Origin of the sequence: Oceanobacillus sp. FSL W8-0428 (genome assembly GCF_038004405.1) — a bacterium.
GTDB classification, from domain to species: domain Bacteria; phylum Bacillota; class Bacilli; order Bacillales; family Amphibacillaceae; genus Oceanobacillus; species Oceanobacillus sojae.
In genome coordinates, this window is record NZ_JBBORB010000001.1 from 3839536 (window position 1) to 3859912 (window position 20377).

Annotated in this window: 20 protein-coding genes; 18 read left to right on the top strand and 2 right to left on the bottom strand. The window is 37.9% G+C overall.

Annotation, left to right across the window (positions count from 1 at the left end):
- From aroA to MKY30_RS18310, 3 genes are all read left to right on the top strand, one after another.
- Positions 1 to 1290 (top strand): 3-phosphoshikimate 1-carboxyvinyltransferase, encoded by a 1290-nt coding sequence (gene aroA / locus MKY30_RS18300; protein WP_156985353.1) that lies wholly within the window; start codon positions 1 to 3, stop codon positions 1288 to 1290.
- 161 nt (positions 1291 to 1451) lie between these two features.
- Positions 1452 to 2711, top strand: a complete 1260-nt coding sequence (locus tag MKY30_RS18305; RefSeq protein ID WP_156985351.1) for a tetratricopeptide repeat protein — start codon at positions 1452 to 1454, stop codon at positions 2709 to 2711.
- A gap of 33 nt (positions 2712 to 2744) precedes the next feature.
- A complete protein-coding gene (locus MKY30_RS18310) occupies positions 2745 to 3293 on the top strand; it encodes a ReoY family proteolytic degradation factor (protein ID WP_147207778.1) in 549 nt (182 codons plus the stop codon).
- 403 nt (positions 3294 to 3696) lie between these two features.
- Here the strand turns inward: MKY30_RS18310 and MKY30_RS18315 are convergent, their stop codons facing one another.
- On the bottom strand, positions 3697 to 4731 hold the full coding sequence (locus MKY30_RS18315) for a hypothetical protein (protein ID WP_147207777.1): 1035 nt from the start codon (positions 4729 to 4731) through the stop codon (positions 3697 to 3699).
- A 394-nt stretch (positions 4732 to 5125) separates the two neighbouring features.
- On the opposite strand from MKY30_RS18315, the gene MKY30_RS18320 reads away from it, so the two are divergent.
- From MKY30_RS18320 to MKY30_RS18355, 8 genes are all read left to right on the top strand, one after another.
- The gene (locus tag MKY30_RS18320) at positions 5126 to 5584 is read left to right on the top strand and encodes a DUF2487 family protein (RefSeq protein ID WP_147207776.1); all 459 of its coding nucleotides are present in this window, start codon (positions 5126 to 5128) and stop codon (positions 5582 to 5584) included.
- Positions 5585 to 5744: 160 nt separating this feature from the next.
- Entirely contained in the window at positions 5745 to 6257 is a 513-nt protein-coding gene (locus MKY30_RS18325; protein ID WP_147207775.1) for a QcrA and Rieske domain-containing protein, read from the top strand.
- Between the two features lie 5 nt (positions 6258 to 6262).
- On the top strand, positions 6263 to 6937 hold the full coding sequence (gene qcrB / locus MKY30_RS18330) for a menaquinol-cytochrome c reductase cytochrome b subunit (protein ID WP_147207774.1): 675 nt from the start codon (positions 6263 to 6265) through the stop codon (positions 6935 to 6937).
- Between the two features lie 15 nt (positions 6938 to 6952).
- Positions 6953 to 7729, top strand: coding sequence for a menaquinol-cytochrome c reductase cytochrome b/c subunit (locus MKY30_RS18335; RefSeq protein ID WP_147207773.1), 777 nt, complete (start codon positions 6953 to 6955; stop codon positions 7727 to 7729).
- A gap of 91 nt (positions 7730 to 7820) precedes the next feature.
- Positions 7821 to 8408, top strand: coding sequence for a DUF1405 domain-containing protein (locus MKY30_RS18340; RefSeq protein WP_147207772.1), 588 nt, complete (start codon positions 7821 to 7823; stop codon positions 8406 to 8408).
- A 287-nt stretch (positions 8409 to 8695) separates the two neighbouring features.
- Entirely contained in the window at positions 8696 to 8950 is a 255-nt protein-coding gene (locus tag MKY30_RS18345) for a sporulation protein YpjB (protein ID WP_147207771.1), read from the top strand.
- Positions 8951 to 9005: 55 nt separating this feature from the next.
- The gene (locus MKY30_RS18350; RefSeq protein ID WP_147207770.1) at positions 9006 to 9680 is read left to right on the top strand and encodes a zinc metallopeptidase; all 675 of its coding nucleotides are present in this window, start codon (positions 9006 to 9008) and stop codon (positions 9678 to 9680) included.
- Positions 9681 to 9755: 75 nt separating this feature from the next.
- Positions 9756 to 10769, top strand: a complete 1014-nt coding sequence (locus MKY30_RS18355; protein WP_147207769.1) for a phosphotransferase family protein — start codon at positions 9756 to 9758, stop codon at positions 10767 to 10769.
- A gap of 14 nt (positions 10770 to 10783) precedes the next feature.
- Here MKY30_RS18355 and MKY30_RS18360 read toward each other — a convergent pair whose 3' ends face one another.
- Complete coding sequence (locus MKY30_RS18360) at positions 10784 to 11650, bottom strand: YitT family protein (RefSeq protein WP_341085019.1); 867 nt, start codon at positions 11648 to 11650, stop codon at positions 10784 to 10786.
- A gap of 230 nt (positions 11651 to 11880) precedes the next feature.
- On the opposite strand from MKY30_RS18360, the gene MKY30_RS18365 reads away from it, so the two are divergent.
- Genes MKY30_RS18365 through dinG form a run of 7 tightly spaced genes read left to right on the top strand, consistent with a single transcriptional unit; the run spans position 11881 to position 19581 of the window.
- Positions 11881 to 12234: a nucleotide pyrophosphohydrolase gene (locus MKY30_RS18365; protein WP_147207767.1), complete on the top strand. Its 354-nt coding sequence runs from the start codon at positions 11881 to 11883 to the stop codon at positions 12232 to 12234.
- Positions 12224 to 13021, top strand: a complete 798-nt coding sequence (dapB, locus tag MKY30_RS18370; RefSeq protein ID WP_147207766.1) for a 4-hydroxy-tetrahydrodipicolinate reductase — start codon at positions 12224 to 12226, stop codon at positions 13019 to 13021. The genes MKY30_RS18365 and dapB overlap by 11 nt, the downstream gene beginning before the upstream one ends.
- A gap of 28 nt (positions 13022 to 13049) precedes the next feature.
- A complete protein-coding gene (gene mgsA, locus MKY30_RS18375; RefSeq protein WP_147207765.1) occupies positions 13050 to 13460 on the top strand; it encodes a methylglyoxal synthase in 411 nt (136 codons plus the stop codon).
- Complete coding sequence (gene bshA, locus MKY30_RS18380) at positions 13457 to 14593, top strand: N-acetyl-alpha-D-glucosaminyl L-malate synthase BshA (protein ID WP_341085022.1); 1137 nt, start codon at positions 13457 to 13459, stop codon at positions 14591 to 14593. The genes mgsA and bshA overlap by 4 nt, the downstream gene beginning before the upstream one ends.
- A gap of 5 nt (positions 14594 to 14598) precedes the next feature.
- Entirely contained in the window at positions 14599 to 15786 is a 1188-nt protein-coding gene (locus tag MKY30_RS18385; protein WP_341085024.1) for a CCA tRNA nucleotidyltransferase, read from the top strand.
- Positions 15762 to 16742 carry a biotin--[acetyl-CoA-carboxylase] ligase gene (locus MKY30_RS18390; protein WP_147207762.1) on the top strand — a complete coding sequence of 327 codons (981 nt, stop codon included), beginning with the start codon at positions 15762 to 15764 and terminating at the stop codon, positions 16740 to 16742. Before MKY30_RS18385 ends, MKY30_RS18390 begins: the two co-directional genes overlap by 25 nt.
- The gene (dinG, locus tag MKY30_RS18395) at positions 16732 to 19581 is read left to right on the top strand and encodes an ATP-dependent DNA helicase DinG (protein ID WP_341085025.1); all 2850 of its coding nucleotides are present in this window, start codon (positions 16732 to 16734) and stop codon (positions 19579 to 19581) included. Before MKY30_RS18390 ends, dinG begins: the two co-directional genes overlap by 11 nt.
- Positions 19582 to 20377 lie beyond the last annotated feature (796 nt).

Below are 20377 nucleotides of genomic sequence, written 5' to 3' on the forward strand. Positions count from 1 at the left end.
GTGTCACATGTTCAATTTGAATATACTTCACCAAGGCTGGAGGGAGAAGTTATTGTCCCTGGAGATAAGTCGATATCACATCGCTCCATCATCTTTGGCAGTATTTCACACGGAATTACAAAAGTAACGAACTTCCTTGATGGGGAGGATTGTCTCAGAACCATTGATGCTTTTCGGGAAATGGGCGTACAGATTGAAAAAGAAGGAAATTCAGTACTAGTTCATGGCAATGGTCTGGAAGGACTTAAAAAGCCTGCAAAAGCATTAGATTTTGGAAATTCAGGTACAACAACGAGGCTAATGCTTGGTCTTCTATCTGGGCTGCCATTTGAAACAACTATATTTGGGGATTCATCACTTACGAAGCGTCCGATGGATCGGGTTACTGCCCCATTAAGAGAAATGGGAGCAGTGATTGAAGGGGAAGAAGGAGGAAAATATCTTCCGATTACGGTTCATGGCAGTGCATTAAAAGGAATCACCTATCGTCTCCCTGTAAAGAGTGCTCAAGTGAAATCTGCTATTTTATTAGCAGGATTGCTTGCAGATGGAGAAACTATTGTACAAGAGGATACAGAAACAAGAAATCATACAGAAGTTATGCTTCAAGCCTTTGGAGCTGATTTAAAACAAAACCATCAAGGTATTACCATTACAAATAAAGGGAAGTTGACAGCATGTGATGTTGAAGTCCCCGGCGATATTTCATCTGCTGCTTTCTTCTTAGTTGCCGGGGCTATTGTACCTGGAAGTACTATTACATTAAAAAACGTTGGTTTAAATGAATCCAGGACTGGCATTTTAGATGTATTGGAGCAAATGGGAGCAGCAATCACTATTTCTAATGAACGCATCACTGGCGGCGAAAAAATTGGTGATTTGACTATTAAACATACTGCTTTAAAAGGTACGACGATAGAAGGGGATGTTATCCCGCGTCTTATTGATGAAATCCCAATACTTGCTTTGCTGGCGACACAGGCAGATGGAAAAACAGTAATAAAGGATGCCGAAGAACTGAAAGTAAAAGAAACAGATCGTATTGAAGCGGTTTGCCGAAACCTGCAGGCACTCGGAGCAAATATAACACCAACCGAAGACGGTATGATTATAGAAGGGCCGACAAAGCTGACAGGCGGCTCCATTTCATCCTATATGGATCACCGGATTGCGATGATGGGAGTCATTTCAGCGCTTATATCAGAAGGAGCGGTAGAAATGGATGAAAAAGATAGCATTAATATATCCTATCCGACCTTTTTCGACAATTTGGAAGAAATCTTGCAGTAAAAACGAGTTTTATTATTATTTCTTTAAATGAAAATAGACTATATCTTTAACTCCACATATATATATTTTGGCTACAGTTCTTGTTATTTGAACTGTAGCTATCTTTTTTGTATGATAAATTGGAAGCATAAGAAACACAAAAGAGAGAGGGGTTCTTTTAGATGAACACCATTCAACAAGCAATAGAATTAGCTGAAAAAAATGAGACAGAAAAAGCATTGGCATTATTAAGCGATTATCAAAAAAATGCTGATGACGATTCCTTGTTTCAAATAGCTGAACTTTACCTGCAATGGGGATTTTTGATCGAGTCAAGAACCATTCTCGAACAATTGATTGAAAAATATCCTGAAGAAACTGCGTTAAAGCTCACACTATCTGATATTTTCATTGAATCAGAAGAAGATGAGCTGGCGATTACGATATTAAATGAAATTCCAGAGGGTGACGAGGGCTATGTTCAAGCATTAATCCAGCTGGCTGATTTATATCAGGCTCAAGGGTTATTTGAAGTTTCTGAGCAAAAGCTGCTGGAAGCAAAGCATATCGATCCTCAAGAGAGCATTATAGATTTTGCGTTAGGGGAATTATTCTTCTCTATCGGTGAATACGTAAAGGCAATCAATTACTATGAACGTGTTTATACGAAAACAAAAGAAGTAGGGCATGTTTCTATTGAAGACCGGTTGGGAGAAGCCTACGCTGCTGCCGGCGAGTACGAGAAAGCACTCGAATTTTACAAAGAGGAAGAAGAACCGGACCCTGATAAACTGTTCAGACACGGGATCACTGCCCATCAAGCGGCTCGTGATGACATTGCTATGAAAGCATGGGAACATGTTTTGGAAATTGACCAGGACTATTATGCTGCTTACACGCAGCTGGCGAACGTGTATAAAGAGCAGGGAATGTTTGAGGAAGCTTATAAGACTGTTCAACAAGGTTTAGAAAGAGACTCCTATCAAAAAGAACTCTTTTTCCTCGCTGCAGATATCGCACATCAATTAGGAAAAAATAATGAAAGTGAAGAGCATGTAAGACAAGCAATTGCGTTGGAACCGGATTATAAAGAAGCAGTATTATTTTTAATTGAATTACTAAAAGAAAAAGAAGCATTTGATGAGATTATTGAATTGATTCACAGCATTAAAAACACTGGCGCAGAGGATGCTCTATATGATTGGGAGCTTGCCAAGGCAAATGTGGAAATAGAATCGTTTGATGATGCATTAAATAGTTACCAGCAAGCATATACTAGTTTACAACACGACAGCGACTTTTTAAAAGAGTATGGCTATTTCTTGACAGAAGAAGGAAGAGTACAAGAAGCCATTCCAATCCTGAAAGCTTATCTTGACCAGCAGCCTATTGATGAGGATGTGCGTGAGCATGTAGAACGCTTAGAACAGGATTTAATGTAACGGAATAACCTGCTTCAGAGAGGGGAGAGTGGAATGCTATCGTCAGTAACTGCAAAAGACAAGAAAAAATTCATCCAGTGGTTTTTAAATCATTATCGCTTGAAAAAAAGAGAAAGTGTATGGATACTTAATTATTTAGTGAACCATATGGATATTTTAGAACATGTGCATTTTGTAAGAGATGTGAAGTATTGTCCAAGGGGAGTAATGATTTCAAGTCGTTGTTCAGATAAAATCCCATTTCGTTTTTACAAAAACCATCTGGTAACTACAGATGCAGAGAAAACCTTTCATGATATCCGGTTGAACAAACAGGAATCATTATTTATCCAGCTGAATTTTCACCAGGCAAATCAAAACGCCTATTATGCTGCTGTACTGGAAGAAAATCCATTTCTGCCAGAAGATTATTACGTGACAAAAGATGATAAGCAGACAACTGTTGATTTACTGGATCGGCTCTTGGTCAATCAAAAACGGGAACAGCTGCGTGAGGAGATTGACCAGGCTTTGGATACAGGAGATCAAGCGAAATTTATAGAGCTGACAAAGGAATTGGAAAAACTTATGAATAAATCATAAGCTTTTATAAATGAAACTATTATTTATTAAACCGGACTTTTCACTAAAAAGCTATGGCTGAATAGGCAGATGTTAATATGCTTCTTAACGACAGCTCCAGAAAGACACTATACTTTACTATGGTTTGAATCTGCTTAGATTAAAGAAGACTTGCTGACTTGCAAGCCGCCGCCAGGTGCAAACAGAAGCAAAGTTGTCCTCATACCTATAGTGGAAAAATTGCTTTTGTATTTTATGGAAGTTTATTGCTGATTGATAAAATTACAACCGTTAAGTTAAAACTATTGTAGATGTAATAAAAGAGTGAGAGAAAGTTCTATATTCGATAAAAAAGCAGTCATTAATTGGCTGCTTTTGTTTTCCAAAAATGTAAGGGATGCTCTTAACCCAGTTAGGAACGCTCTTATTGAATCTGTCGCTCGATTAAATTGCTGATTTCTTTCCGTTCTTGTTTAGTATAGGAAAACTGTTGCTCCAAAGCTTCCAGGTATTCTCCAGCTTTTTTCAGCTCAATAACACTTTCCTTCATATAAGATTTGTAATGGTCATTTACTTTGTTGATTTCGTCAGTAAATTTTTCATCTGTCCCGGGGGTGACGGCTTCTTTATATAAATCAATTATTTCTTCCCCTTCTCTAGTTGGGAAAAATTCATGAGGGTCAGTACTGTCAAACATACAAAAATCCAAAGCTGGAACTAATACCATATCAATACTATTGGGATCGAAACTACAATGATGAATTTCCGTATCATAACCATATTCAATACAAGTACTTGCTACTTTTTTCATAAATGTTGACTTGCCGGTTCCTGCACGCCCTTTTATATAAAAAACACGTGAAAGTTTTTCTGTAATATGGGGGATGACATTGACAGGACCATCCACGGTTGTAGTGCCAAAAAAGCGGTGGTACTCGTGACCATCCCGATTTTTCTTCGGTTGTCCATGTAAGACGCTTTGAATAAACGAATCGACAATTGCATCGGCTTTTTTAAAATCCATTTCTTTAATATAGATCTCTTCCAAGTCATCATGTATGCGCAACCCTGTTTGCAAATGTTTATATGCATTTTCTGTGTGATGGATGAATTTTTCCTCTAGCTCAGCATTTTTAACTGGGGTGTCTTGTGTGTATTGGATTAAATCCAGTTCAGTTACCTCACTCATATCATTTGGCACGATGGAACGGTTTAAAATAGCGATGCTCTTTTCACGAATAACAACACCATCTAAATAGCGTTCACCTAATGCACTTTTTAACACTTCTACTTCACAGGTAGATTCATATTTCGTGATTATATCTTTTAAAATTTTTGTTTTTACCGTTTGGGAAGGGTGATTTAAACTAATGATTTGCTGTAGATGGTTTATATTAGAAGGCAGTAAATTTATAAATCCTTCCGCTGTATTTGCCGTTACATAATAATAATTTCTCAAAGAGACACTTCCTTTTTGATTTAAAATTTTGGTTTGGTGAAGAGCCTTTATTTAATTAATTTATGCCCGCTTCTTATTTTAGTGAATGTATCATGCAACAATAATAGCAAAATTAGAAAAGAAAATACGACAAAATCAAAAACCCCAAGAACGTAACTCCTGTAGTCTACGTATAAATGGTGAGAGGTTAGCTTGGAACCCTCCTCAAATATCTGGTGGCAATTTCTAAGTCTTTAAATGGGTGCTTTGCACTTTTCGTTGAAAGCTATGCGAATTTCAAATCCTTTCTAAATACAATGGATAAGATCAGATTTAGTTCTTTCAGGGAAGATAAAAAATTGTTACAATATAGGAAAGTATTTGAAGTGGATTTTCATTTAAGGGAGGATTATTTATGAAATGGACAAGTGTTGACTTGCAGAAATATGATCAGGCGAAGGAGTACATAGATACAATCATTGTACCGTTAGCACCTTTCCAAATTGGAGCCTTGGAGGCTTCTGCTAAAAATGCAGACCAGTATGATGTATTAACACTTTTTGCAAGGGAATTGGAAAAAGAGCTTATGGGAAGAATAATGCTCACACCCATTTATACATATATAACATCTGCAGAAAAATTACAAGAAGCAGAGAGAATAAATGAATGGACGAATCATTTTAAAGAACAACCCTTTAAACAAGTACTCTATATCAGCTTTGACCCGTCCTGGAGAAAAATTGCTAACGATTTAGAAGGTGAATTTATCTGGCTCCCGACTGCTTCTTTAAAAGACGCAGATCCTGCTGCAGTGAAGGGCATAATAAGGGACCAGACCTTGCAGACAGTAGAGTTAATTAAGTCATTCTGGTAAATCTATGACGAAATTATCATCATTATCAAAACATTTGTCGTTAACCATTGGATATATATTGACCGAACCAATAGTTTACGCTATCATTGTTATTGTCCTAGTAATCTGATTTAATCTTAATAATGTCCGTGACTATTTTGAAAAAAGAGGGGGGAAAAAAATGAGTGATGAAAAACGGCAAGTATCCCGTAGACAGTTTCTGAATTACACACTTACGGGAGTAGGCGGCTTTATGGCTGCCGGTTTGTTAATTTCGCCTGTCCGGATGGCAATCGACCCTGTATTGAAGCATGATGAGGGCGGCGACTTTGCAAATGTCGGTCTGGAAGTTTCCGAAATTACTTCTGACCCGCAGCGTGTCGACTGGTCTGTTGATCAGGTAGATGGCTGGTATGAATCAGAAGTAAGTCGCTCAGCCTGGGTATATCGAAATGATAATGATGAAATTGTAGCCTTTTCCCCAGTTTGTAAACATTTAGGCTGTGTTGTTTCTTGGGAAGGCAGCGATGATTATCCGGATCAATACTATTGTCCTTGTCATGACGGCCGTTATTACAAGGATGGAGTAAATGTTCCTGGAACACCGCCTTTGCAACCGCTTGATGTTTATGAGCAGGAAGAAAGGGATGGCATGCTATTCCTGGGCAATATCAGACCACATGAGGAGGCGTAAAAACAATGTTACAAAAGATTTATGATTGGATCGATGATCGCATTGATATTACGCCGATTTGGCGGGATATTGCCGATCATGAGGTTCCTGAGCACGTTAATCCGGCACACCATTTTTCAGCATTTGTATACTGTTTTGGCGGATTAACATTCTTTGTTGTAGTAATTCAAATTCTTTCTGGTATGTTTTTAACAATGTACTATGTACCGGATATTGAAAACGCTTGGCAGTCTGTATACTATCTGCAAACTGAGGTAGCACATGCACAAATTGTACGCGGCATGCATCACTGGGGCGCAAGTGTCGTTATCGTAATGCTATTATTACATACTTTACGGGTATTTTTCCAAGGGGCATATAAAAAACCGCGTGAGCTTAACTGGATGGTGGGAGTTCTTATCTTCTTTGTTATGCTTGGTCTTGGTTTTACAGGTTATCTGCTTCCATGGGATAACAAAGCATACTTTGCAACTCAGGTGGGATTAGAGATTGCTGAACAGGTACCATTTATCGGAGAAGCGTTAAAAACACTTCTGGCCGGAGATGCTACCATTGTTGGTGCACAAACTCTTACACGATTCTTTGCAATCCATGTCTTCTTCTTACCAGGAGCATTGTTTGCATTATTGGCAATTCACTTTATCTTAATCCGTAGACAAGGTATTTCCGGACCACTATAAAAAGGAGGGCAACTAATGCATAAGGGTAAAGGTATGAAATTCGTTGGCGATTCCCGGATCTCAGCGGAAAAAACATCAAAAATACCAAAAGATTATTCTGAATATCCTGGTAGAACAGAAGCGTTTTGGCCTAACTTTTTATTAAAAGAATGGTTAGCTGGGGCAGTTTTCCTTGTCGGATTTTTATGCCTGGTGTTGGCTCACCCATCTCCGCTTGAAGGAATGGCTGATCCGACAGATGCGGCATATATCCCTCTACCAGACTGGTATTTCTTATTCTTGTATGAATTATTAAAATACCAATTCGCAAGTGGAGATTGGATAATTCTTGGAATTCTCGTTATTCCTGGAATTGCGTTTGGAGCACTGTTAATTGCTCCGTTCCTGGATAACGGTCCTGGACGCCGTCCGCGTCAACGTCCAGTTGCAGTTGGCATGATGCTTTTAGCTTTAGTTTCTTGTATCTGGTTGACATACACTTCTGCAGCACATGTTGATTGGGAAACGCGCGCTGAACAAAATAAACCGATTCCTCCCGGTGAATCTGTTGTTGACCAGGATCATCCTGGATTTGCAGCATATGAAAACAGCTGTTTAAGCTGTCATGGCGGGGAATTAGAAGGTGGAGCCGGTCCTGCATTAGTAGGAACTGAGCACACAAAAGAAGAAATAATGGACATTGCTGTAAATGGTATCGGTGCTATGCCTGCTGATCAGTTCCAAGGAACTGATGAAGAACTGGAACAATTAGCAGACTTTATCATTGAAACCAGTGAAGCAGCAGGAGAGTAAGAATAAAAAGAAGCACCTTTGACCACAATAAGGCAAAGGTGCTTTCTCTATACTTTAGAACGATATGAAGGAAAACCTTGAGGAGATAAAAATGTTATCATACATATTGCAAGATAAAAAATTTCTAATTATACTTTTCATCATTAATTTCCTAGGCACAATTTACGGATATTATTGGTATGGCTGGCAGTTGGAAATAACTCCGCCTATATTTATTCCTTTTGTTCCGGACAGCCCGACCGCCAGTCTGTTCTTTACTATTTTTTTATTATTTTTTATATTTGGTAAAAATATTCCGTACATTGAGGCACTAGGGATTGTCTCTTTATTTAAATATGGCATTTGGGCCGTTGTTATGAACTTATTAACACTAATTGTTACCGGGAGTATCGGTCCGGCAGGTTATATGCTGATTGCCTCTCATTTAGGAATGGCTATTCAAGGATTGCTTTATGCACCATATTATAAAATAAAATTGCGGCATTTAACCGTTGCAGGTATTGTTGTATTACATAATGATATTATCGATTATGTTTTTGAACAGATGCCTATCTATTCCAATTTAACGACATATATGAATGAAATTGGTTATTTTACATTCTGGTTGAGTGTAGTATCAATTCTTCTTGCTTATTATTTAACAATTTATAGAAAAAGCCAAAATTTGAATAACCGCTAATTGACATCCATACTTTATTGGCTGTTCACTGGTTAAAATGCCTTTGTGGAAGTCTTGTGTTTTTCTGAACAAGATTACTATCCAATCACAACCTGTTGCAGCCGCTGTATTATCCTGAAAGTATTACTTCGATTCCTTGTCCCGCCAGAAACATTTTATACGTTGAAAAACCCGGCTGAGTGAAGTTCACTTTATATTTTCTTACTCCATAAAGAAGCTGGACGTCATACCCATTCACCTATGGACATAAACTTAAAATATACACTAAAAGATCAGAGGTGATCTCTATGGGTGAGAAACTGCTTCGAGTGATGACAATCGGAATCCTAGGGATGTTTTGCCATGTAAATGTTATTCATGCGGCCTCTATTTCGCCAACAGATATTTACCAAAATAGCTTAGCACCATCTCCATTTATTTTAGGTGTTATTATTGTAGGCGGTTGCATAATTATTACATTATCTTATGTAAGTTGGAAAAAATATAAAGGAGAGCAAGTAGGTAATAAGTCGGTTCGTAAAAACGACAAATCAGTTGACTAAAATTAAAATACTGACTAAAATTGACCTTAAGATACAGTAATGGGGGAATTGATAAATGGCCGCTTATTTGATTTATTTTATATTATTAATGATTGTACCAATGATTGCATCAGGAAAAGTAAAAAGCACGTATACAAAGTACTCTAAAAAACAAACATCTTCGGGCATGACCGGTGCGGATGTAGCCAGAAAAATTCTGGATGACAATGGTTTACATGATGTACAGATTGGAATGGTAAAAGGAGAATTAACAGACCATTATGATCCTCGTAAGAAACAAGTTAACCTGTCTGAAAATAATTATCGTGGAAGATCGATGGCATCATCTGCAGTTGCAGCTCACGAAGTAGGTCATGCAATTCAGGATCAGGAAGATTATGCATTCTTACGTTTTAGAACTGCTTTGGTTCCAGTAGCAAACTTCGGATCCAATATTTCGATGTTTTTAATTATTGCAGGTATAATTATGAGTTCAACCAATATGCTGCTTTTTGGAATTATTTTCTTCGCTGCTGCGGTACTTTTCCAGCTGGTTACACTGCCAGTTGAATTTGATGCTTCAAACCGGGCAATGACACAGTTGGTTTCTACTGGAATTATTCGTAACAATGAAGAGCGGGAAACTAAAAAAGTATTAAATGCCGCCGCAATGACATACGTTGCTGCAGCATTAGTAGCCGTTGCTGAACTTATCCGCTTTATTCTTATTTTTGCGGCAAATAGAGACTAATTAAAAAAAGATGATTCAATTGGGTCATCTTTTTTCATGGAAAACACTAAAAATTTCGGGGAGAGAATGCTTTTTATGACTGCAGAAATAATTTTCGGTTCAAATAAATTAGGATTAATCAACGATAAACAACTGCAATCTGTGCTAGATAAATTTAAATTAGGCAAACTTATTTCATCAAAAAGTACAGATGAAGGAGCAATGGGGCAAACAATGTTTGTTTCGTCCACAGAAGGAGAGTATGTTTTAAAAGGAAATCCGCTTTATTCTGGTCAATTCATGGAAGAAAAATTCTTTATTGATAATGTTAATAGTCGAACAAACATACCAGTGCCCCGACCATATATAATTGATGATTCTGAAGATATTTTCGGCTGGAATTATGTTATTATGCCATGTCTTAAAGGAGAGCATCTAAATTCAAAACCTCTGCAAATAAAGCTTCAGCTTGAAGATAAATTAAAAATAGCTGAATCCATTGCCGAAGCTTTGACTTCTTTTCATACATGGAAAGTAAATGATTTTGGTGAGCTTGATCCTAAAACTTTGACAATTATTCCTTTTAAAAATACTTACTCTGAATGGCTTTTTAAGAGAATCCTGTTTTGGGTAACAGACGCTAAAAAATACTCCAGAATAACGGAGGAGGATTTGAAATGGGTTCACTCTTTATTGGCAGAATCTGAAGATGACTTCAATCATATATCATCACCTTCTTTTGTTATGGGTGATTTTAAGCCTGGTAACTTTTTGATATATCAGTCTGAACATGGCTGGGAAATAAGCGGTGTATTTGATTTTACAAATTCGTATTTTGCAGACCCGGTGTCAGATTTCATTAAAATGATTACATACTATATAGATAATAATGAAACGGATATTGCAAAACACTTTATAAACACATACTATAAACAGCACGAAGAAGAAAAAAACAGCATAAGAAACCGGATAAAAGTACATATGCTTCATCAAAAAACATTAGATTGGGGAAGTGCAAAAGCAACAAATACGGTTACTTGGGATAATGCACTTCCATTTTCTGAATGGGCTGTGACGTACACAACAGCTGCAGAAAAAATATTAGAATAATCAGCTAGATACAGTTAATCATTTAATGGTTTTTTATTTTCATCCAGTGTGAAGCCCTCTCCCATCACCTCGTGAACCGTCGTCATAGAGACAAAGGCAGAAGGGTCGGTCTGGTTAATAATATTCTTCATCCGTACAATTTCATTCCGTGCTACCACGCAGTAAAGAACATTTCTTCTTTCCTTGGAGAAGCTTCCCTGACCATTTAAAATAGTTACACCGCGTTCCATTTTCTCCATAATCTGATTCGCAATTTCTTCGCTGTGATCGGAGATAATAAAAGCACCTTTGGCAGAATATGCACCTTCCTGGATAAAATCAATCACCCTTGCACCAATAAATACTGCTACCAGCGTATACATCCCTTGAGCTAAATTTAAAAAGGTAAAAATAGAAGTTATAATAACCAGAAAGTCAAATGCGAACATAGCCCGTCCAATACTCCAGGATGTATATTTATTAATAATGCGCGCTATAATGTCTACACCGCCTGTTGTCCCGCCAAAACGGAATATGACTCCCAATCCAACACCGATAAATACCCCTGCAAATAAAGCAACAAGTGTCATATCATGCTCTAGCCCGATAGGAATTTGGTAAATTTGAAAAATCCATAGAAACAGGGAAACAGATAAAGTCCCTACCATGGTGTAAACAAATGCATTTCTCCCTAGTATTTTCCACCCAATAAAGAATACTGGGATATTAAGCACAATATTTGTGATCGCAGGATCCAAATCCCATAAGAAGAAAAGTAACAGCGTAATTCCTGTAAAGCCTCCTTCTCCAAGGTTATGCTGCATATTAAAATGTACGAGACCAAAAGAAAAAATGGCTGCCCCTAATAAAATAAATATAATATTTTTAACCCGAATGTTCAATTTGCGATTCCTCCTTATGTACAGATGATAGAAATATACTTTGAAAATAAAGCTTGAAAAGTCTATTTAGTACCAAGTATTTACAATCTGATTTCAACCAATATCTATTATAGACAATTTAAAATGAAGTAACAATCCACATACTGTACCAATTAGTTGTCAAAACCCATGCTTTTAGCTAACATTAGAGAAGAGAAAGAGTAATCAGGAAGGTTAGAGAGGTGTTAAAAATGGAGAATACCAACCATACATTAAAAGATGTCCAAAAACGTGTTGATCGATACATATCTCAATTTAAGGAAGGGTACTTTTCTCCGCTTGCATTAATGGCAAGATTATCTGAGGAAACAGGAGAATTGGCCAGAGAAATTAATCACTATCATGGTGAGAAACCAAAGAAAGCTACAGAAAAAGAAAATACAGTTGAAGAAGAAGTCGGAGATATGATTTTTGTATTAGCTTGTTTAGCAAATTCACTTGAATTTGATTTATCAGATTCCTTTGAGAAATCAATGCAAAAATTTGAAACAAGAGATAAAAATCGCTGGACAAGAAAAGAGGGGGAAGATAGTCATGGCAATTAAAATTATCGTAGCAGGACCAAGGGGAAGAATGGGAAAAGAAGCTGTTCATATGATTTATGGAGTAAGCGATTTTGAATTGACGGCTTGCTTAGATCATAAAAATGATGGGAAAAAATTAAGTGATTTAGAAGGCTTCCAGGATAATTTTAATGCACCAGTATACTCAGATATCGAAAAGTGCTTTACAGAGCAGCAGGCAGATGTATTCGTTGATTTAACGACGCCTGAATTTGGTTATAAACATACAAAAGCGGCATTGAATCATGGGATTCGTCCGGTGGTAGGTACAACGGGATATACCAACGAACAATTAGAGGAACTAAAACAATTGGCAAGAGATAAAAAAACCGGATGTATTATTGCACCTAATTTTGCTATTGGTGCTGTTTTAATGATGAAATTTGCAAAAATGGCAGCTGCGTACTTCCCAGATGTAGAAATTATTGAAAAGCATCATGATCAAAAATTAGATGCTCCATCCGGCACAGCAAAGAAAACAGCAGAGCTGATTCAGGAGGTTAGAAAACGGAAAAAGCAGGGTCATCCAGATGAAGAAGAAACAATTCAGGGTGTCCGCGGGGGAGATTTTGACGGCATGCGGATCCATAGTATGCGGCTTCCTGGTCTGGTAGCTCATCAGGAGGTTGTTTTTGGCGGTGCTGGTCAAACATTAACGATACAGCATGATTCTATGAATCGTGCATCTTTTATGGACGGCATTAAAGAATGCGTCTATCAGGTGATGGATTTAGATGAGCTTATCTATGGTTTAGAGAACGTCTTATAGAGAAACATATATAGAGGGAGAGAACATCATGAATGTCGCTTTAATTGCACACGATAAGAAAAAAGAAGATATGGTACAGTTCACAACAGCTTATGCGCATGTACTGAAAAACCATCAATTATTTGCTACAGGTACAACAGGAAGCCGGATTATGGAAGCGACAGGACTTCCGGTTCACCGCTTTCAGTCTGGGCCGCTTGGCGGTGATCAGCAAATTGGCAGTATGATTGCTGAAAATAAAATGGATATGGTTATTTTCTTCCGCGATCCATTAACCGCTCAGCCGCATGAGCCTGATATCAGCGCCTTAATGCGTTTATGTGATGTTTATCAAATTCCTTTAGCGACAAATATTGCCGGAGGGGAAATCTTTATGCATGGATTGAATCGCGGCGATTTTCACTGGAGAGAAATTGTGAAGGAAGAAGGGGAATTGTGAAAAAAATAGGAATTACATGCTATCCGACAATTGGCGGATCCGGGGTAATAGCTACAGAACTGGGAAAGAAATTAGCGGATAGGGGGCATGAAATACACTTCATTACCTCCAGCATGCCTTTTCGTTTAGAAAAAGTGTATGTCAATGTATATTATCATCAGGTGGAGATAAGTCATTACCCAGTATTTCAATACCCGCCCTATGACTTAGCTTTAGCAGCAAAAATGGCGGAGGTGATAGACCGTGAGAAGCTCGACATTCTCCACGTCCACTATGCCATGCCACATGCAATTTGTGGCATTTTAGCGAGAGATATGGCAAAGCACCCAGTAAAAATTGTTACAACCTTACATGGTACGGATATTACAATCCTGGGCATCGATAACACATTAAAGCCCATTATCCGCCACGGTATTGAGCAATCTGATGCAGTTACTGCAGTTTCAGAAAGTCTCCGGAAGCAAACCATGGAAATGCTGGATATAAAGAAGGAAATGGATGTTATTTATAACTTCATTAATGAAAATGAATATTATCCGAGAAAAGTAACTGAGCTGCGCAATCAATATCAGATAAATGACTCTGATAAAATCATGATTCATATTTCTAACTTCCGAAAGGTGAAACGGGTACAGGATGTCATTGATACATTTAAAATAGTTAATGAAAGTATCCCTTCTAAATTGTTATTAATAGGCGACGGCCCTGAATTTTCAGATATGTCATTACATGTTAATGAATTAGGATTAGAGAAAGAAGTTCAATTTCTCGGGAAGCAAAATAATGTCAGTGATATTTTATCAATGGCTGATTTAATGCTGCTTATGTCTGAAAAAGAGAGCTTCGGGTTAGTATTATTAGAAGCGATGGCTTGTGGAGTACCTGGAATCGGTACAAATGTAGGAGGCATCCCGGAAGTATTAACTCATGATGAGACAGGGTATATCGTCGGGTTAGGAGATGTTCAGCAGGCAGCGGATTATGCTGTACAATTGCTATCTAATACAGAAAAACAGGAACAGTTTTCTAAAGCAGCAATAGAGCATGTACATGATTGCTTTGCGTCTGACAAAATCGTGAATCAATATGAAAATTTATACAACCGGGTTCTTGAAGCGGAAGAGAGGGACTGAAAGATATGCTACCATTCGTATTTCAAAAGGCGGCAGAAGTTATATCTATCATAGAAAAACATCAATACGAAGCATACTTTGTCGGCGGGTGTGTACGTGATTATATTATAGACCGTCCCATTCACGATGTAGATATCGCAACATCTGCTACTCCTGCAGAAATTCAGGAAATCTTTCCAAAAGTAATTCCAGTGGGATTGGAGCATGGTACAGTTATTGTCAGACACCACCAGGAATCATTTGAAGTGACCACTTATCGGACAGATGGAACATACACCGACCACCGTCGGCCGGATAAGGTTCATTTTGTTCGGAATATCAAGGAAGACCTCAAACGCAGGGATTTTACTATGAATGCAATTGCTATGAATGCAGAGGGAGAAATCGTGGATCCTTTTGAAGGAAGAAAAGATATTTCCCAAAAAAGGATTCAAACTGTCGGGGAAGCTGCAGACCGTTTTGAAGAGGATGCTTTACGGATTATCCGTGCTTTGCGTTTTTCCAGTCAGTTAGGATTTTCCATTGAAGAAGCAACAAAAGAGGCGATGGGAAAATATAAGGCATTAATAGATAAACTGGCAGTGGAGCGATTAACCGTTGAATTAGAAAAGCTGTGTGCAGGGATTTTTTATACAAAAGCAGTTGATTATATCTTTGAATTAGAGCTTTATCATTACCTGCCAATTTTTAAAGATGTACCTTTGCTCCTCAAACAAATAGAGCCTGTTTCTTCTCTTGCACCTGTTTTTGCATTTGTTGAGCTGAAGAGCTCCTCCATCACTGCAGCAGATTGTGTGAAAGTTTATAAATGTTCGAATCAATTAAAACAACAGGCCAATATTCTTGTAGATGCCTATCACCGCTATAAGCAGTGTGGAATAGATGCATGGTTTGTTTATCGCCTGCCTGAAGAGCAATGGGATTTTTTTGTATACTTAGTAAAACAGACAGATAAAGAAATAATAAACATACAAGAGCTCCGTAATATTCAGAAGCGGCTCTCTATTTCATCTAAAAAAGAGCTGTGCTTGAATGGACATGATTTAATGCAATGGTTCCCTGAGCGTACTAAAGGAAAATGGATAAAGGAATTGTTAGATGAAATAGAATATCAAATTGTTACCTCTAAGCTGGCGAATGAAAAATCGAAAATAAAGGACTGGATACAATGGAATCAACCCGATCAAGATTGATAAAGCTTTTATCCGAAAATAATGCGGGCTATATCTCCGGTCAAGCACTCTCTGAGAAATTAGGAATTTCCCGGAATGCGATTTGGAAGCATATGAAAGATTTAGAAAGTGATGGTTATACAATTGATGCCATACGGAGCAAAGGGTATCGGATTGTTTCATTTCCGGATAAAGTCAGCAGTAATACAATTCGCTGGGGACTGGAAACGAAATGGCTGGGACATCATATTATCCATAAAGAATCAACACCGTCAACACAATTAATTGGACATGAGAGTGCCCGTGAAAACGCTCCTGATGGTACAATAATAATTGCTGAAGAACAGACAGCCGGCAGAGGGAGAATGAAAAAGAATTGGTTTTCTGATAAAGAAGGTCTGTGGACTACTATTCTGCTCCGTCCGCCCATTCCTCCGAATAAAGCTTCGGAACTGACACTGTTAACTGCAGTAGCGTTAAGAGACGCATTACATCAGTTAACAAATTTGTCTATTGGCATTAAATGGCCAAATGATTTATTAATTGGAGATAAAAAGCTATGCGGCATTTTGACAGAAATGCAAGGAGAGCAGGACCGGATTAATTATGTTTTAATCGGCTTCGGTTTAAATGTGAATCAGGATGAAGCAAGCTGGGACGCGTCCATTCGGAATATTGCAACCTCATTAAAAATAGAATCAGGGAAAGACTGGGATAAGAAAGAAGTCATTCAAACAATATTAACGTATTTTGAAAATACATATGAGATGTATTTAAAGGACGGATTTAAAGTCATTAAATCCAAATGGGAAGAAAATGCCTTTAAAATAGGTGGGGAAATTAAAATAAAAACATTTCATGATGAATGGACAGGACGTTTTTTAGGAATTTCAGACGAAGGAGCTTTAATCGCAGAAGCAGCTGACGGCAGTCCTGTAACACTTTACTCCGCAGAGATTTCATGGTTTGACAGATAGAAAAAATCAAAAAAAGAATGGAGGTGGTCTTCTGAGATATGTTGTCATTGATTTAGAAACAACTGGGAATTCTCCGGCAAAGTCAGGAAAAATTATTGAAATCGGTATGGTTGTAATTGAAAATGAGGAGATAAAAGAAACGAAAACAACCCTGCTTAATCCAAATCAGCCGATACCTCCATTTATTTCTAACTTAACAGGAATTCATAATGAAGAAGTAAAGGATGCGCCGTTATTTATTGATAAAGCAGAGAAAATCATTCGTATTTTACAAGACAGTTATATTATTGCACATAACGCAAACTTTGATGTCGGGTTTCTTAATATGGAGTTAGCAGCCAATGGTTATCCGGAATTAAAAAATCCGGTTCTGGATACAGTGGAGCTGTCCAGAATATTATTCCCGACTATATCGAGCTATAAATTAAGCCACTTAGCAGAGCATTTTGAGCTGCATCATGATGACCCGCATCGCGCTTTATCTGATGCATATGTAACAGCAAAGTTATTTTTTAAGTTAAAAGAGAAATTAGACCATCTCCCGTATGAAACTTTGTATAAGCTGAAAAATCTGGAAGAAAAATTACAATCAGATTTAGCAGTTATACTTGATAACCGCTTAGAAGAATTAGCGTTCCGGGAGCATCCGGACAATCAAATAAAACATTACCAGGGTCTTGCATTCCGTATGTCCGAAAAAGAGACAAAAGCTCTGTCTGAGATAGATAAATCGTTTGGGGAATACTTAGACAATATTTATCAGGAGCAGGGTGCACTTTCAAAAGCTTTTTCTTCCTATGAGCCAAGGGAAGGTCAGCGGCAAATGTCTGAAACGATTTATGATGCCTTTTCTGCTAAAAAACATGCTTTTATCGAGGCGGGCACCGGAACAGGTAAATCCTTAGCTTATTTGTTGCCGGCTGTTTATCAAGCTATTACCAACAAAGAACGCCTAATTATCAGCACTTATACAACACAATTACAAAGCCAGCTGCTTGAGGAGGAAATTCCTTTGTTAAAAAAGGTGATTGACATCCCTCTCCGGGTAGCTTTAATGAAGGGAAAAAATCATTATCTAAATCTGGAAAAGTTTCTTTATGAGCTTGATTATGGCTCAAAGGATAATTATGATTTTGTTTTAACAAAAGCGATATTACTCGTATGGATTACGGAAACAGAGACAGGGGATATTGATGAAATTCAATTACCGGCAGGAGGCTATATTTTCTTTCAAAAGGTTTCTGCTGATGTAGAAAAGACAATTAATCCGAAATCTCCCTGGTTCCATCATTCCTATTATCAATTAGCCAGACGAAGAGCTCAAAAAGCAGATATCATTATTACAAACCATGCGTTACTGTGTACAGATATGTTTAATGACTATGCTTTTTTACCAGGCTATCAAAAGGTTATTATTGATGAAGCGCATCATTTTGAAGAGACGGCTTCACATCATTATGGACTAAAACTTGATTACATACAGATGCAATTTACATGCAACTATTTAGGAACTGCTGACGAGGATAAACAGTTTAATGCAGTCCTGAAAGCAACTGATATGAGTCAAAAAGAGGAATTTATTGATAAATGGAATGCAGCTATCAAAGAAGCTAAATATGATATTGACGAGCTTTTTCATCTTATTGAACGCTTTGTCAGGGCACAGCAGAAAAACGATAAAGCAACAAGTGATTTAGGAAGAGTACAGTATCGTATCAAGCCAGAAACTTATCAGCAGGATACCTGGCTGCTGGCCCAGGATATTGCAGCACGCCTGCGAATGCATTTTCGGAAGCTCTTGGACGTTCTATCCAGATTAGTGGATGAGTATTCCTTGGATATTGGAGATGAGAAACAATTTCTTGAAGACATTGGACAAATGCAGGACGTATTAGAAAAATATATAGATGATTTAAAAGTGATGTTTCAGGAGCAAAATGAAGTAGAGCTGATTAAATGGATAGAGGTAGATTTAAAAGGGAAGCACCACAGCGTGTTTCTTTACAGCGAGCCGTCTAATATTGCACCAATATTGGCCGATGATTTCTTCTCTAAAAAAGAAAGTGTTATTTTTACAAGTGCAACATTAACAATGGGAAGTTCATTTAAATTTATCAAAGAAAGACTGGGAGTATCTGAACAGGATTTGTTAACAGAGCAGATTGCTTCACCATTTCATTACGATAAACAAGTGCAGCTACTAATACCAACAGACTTCCCGAATATTAGATATGGAAATATAGATGATTTTGTTTATGCAGTTTGTGAAGCGATATTATCGTTAGCAGAGGTAACTTCAGGTAGAATGCTCGTCTTGTTTACTTCTTACGATATGCTGAGGAAGGCAAATGATTTATTAAAGGAAATGATAACAGAACAGCAATACGTCATCATCGCTCAAGGTGTGACCAGCGGCAGCCGCAGCAGGCTGAAAAAGAATTTCCAATCTTATGATCAGGCAATACTTCTGGGAACAAGTTCCTTCTGGGAAGGAGTAGACATACCTGGAGAAGATTTATCAGCACTTGTAATGGTCAGGTTGCCATTTCAGCCGCCGAATCATCCTGTATTTGAAGCGAAGTCGCACCAGTTGAAGGAAGATGGAAGAAATCCGTTTATGGATTTATCTCTACCACAGGCGGTTATTAAATTTAAACAGGGATTTGGACGGCTGATCCGTTCCTCAAACGATAGAGGAATCGTATTTATTTGTGACGGACGAATCAAAACAGCAAAATATGGAAAATACTTTTTAGAGTCTATTCCAGAAGTACCTGTTCACTATGAAGCAACACGTCATTTGATGAGTCACGCAGAAAACTGGTTCCATCAACAGTGAAGGTTAATGAAATTAATTAAAAATTAGAATAGGCGGTAACTCAACTTTCACACTTTAAAAAGTAATTTCCTATCTACAGGAACAGGGGTTGATCATTTTTTTCCATATAAAAGATAGAAGGTAAAGTGTAAAGGCGACCGCTACGGCGGACCGTTTTTCTTTCCTAGGGGCACGCTCTTCAGCTAACTTTTGCCAAGAAGAGCACTTGGCAAAAGTGGATCTTCAGATGGTGCTGATCCCTCAGGAGTCAAAACTGTCCGCCTCCGCTAGTAAGATATTCTATACTGAAATAACCGAACAAATAAAAGACAGATCTGACAGAACAAATTTTTCATGTTGCATGGTAAACATGCTCAGTAATCCTTATTTTTGGTGCATGAAGGCTATTCTCGATATGAATTATTTATGTTGTCATGATTTGAACTGCTAAAAACGATGATTTCATCTAACTTCATCAGGCTATTATTTCTTCCATATGCTGTAGAATCCTATTAGAGCGCAGGCCAACCACGTAGACTCCTATGGGAACAGGGCGAGCTGAAGATCCACTTGAAAAGCGGGTTTCTTTTCAAGTTAGCTGAAGCCGTCCCCATGGAAAGCGGAGTGGTTGGCCGGAGCGGAGCTATACACAATAACCAGTTCAAAAAATAAAAAGATGAGTTAACTAAAAGCAAGCATGTTAATAGAGGCCATGTACATCCTGGAACAGCAAGATTAGTATGTTTATTCTTAGGTGCGAAAGTGGAGGTAGTAATAAAACTAGCTGTCACCTTGTTTTTCCGGAGTGGCTGTGATT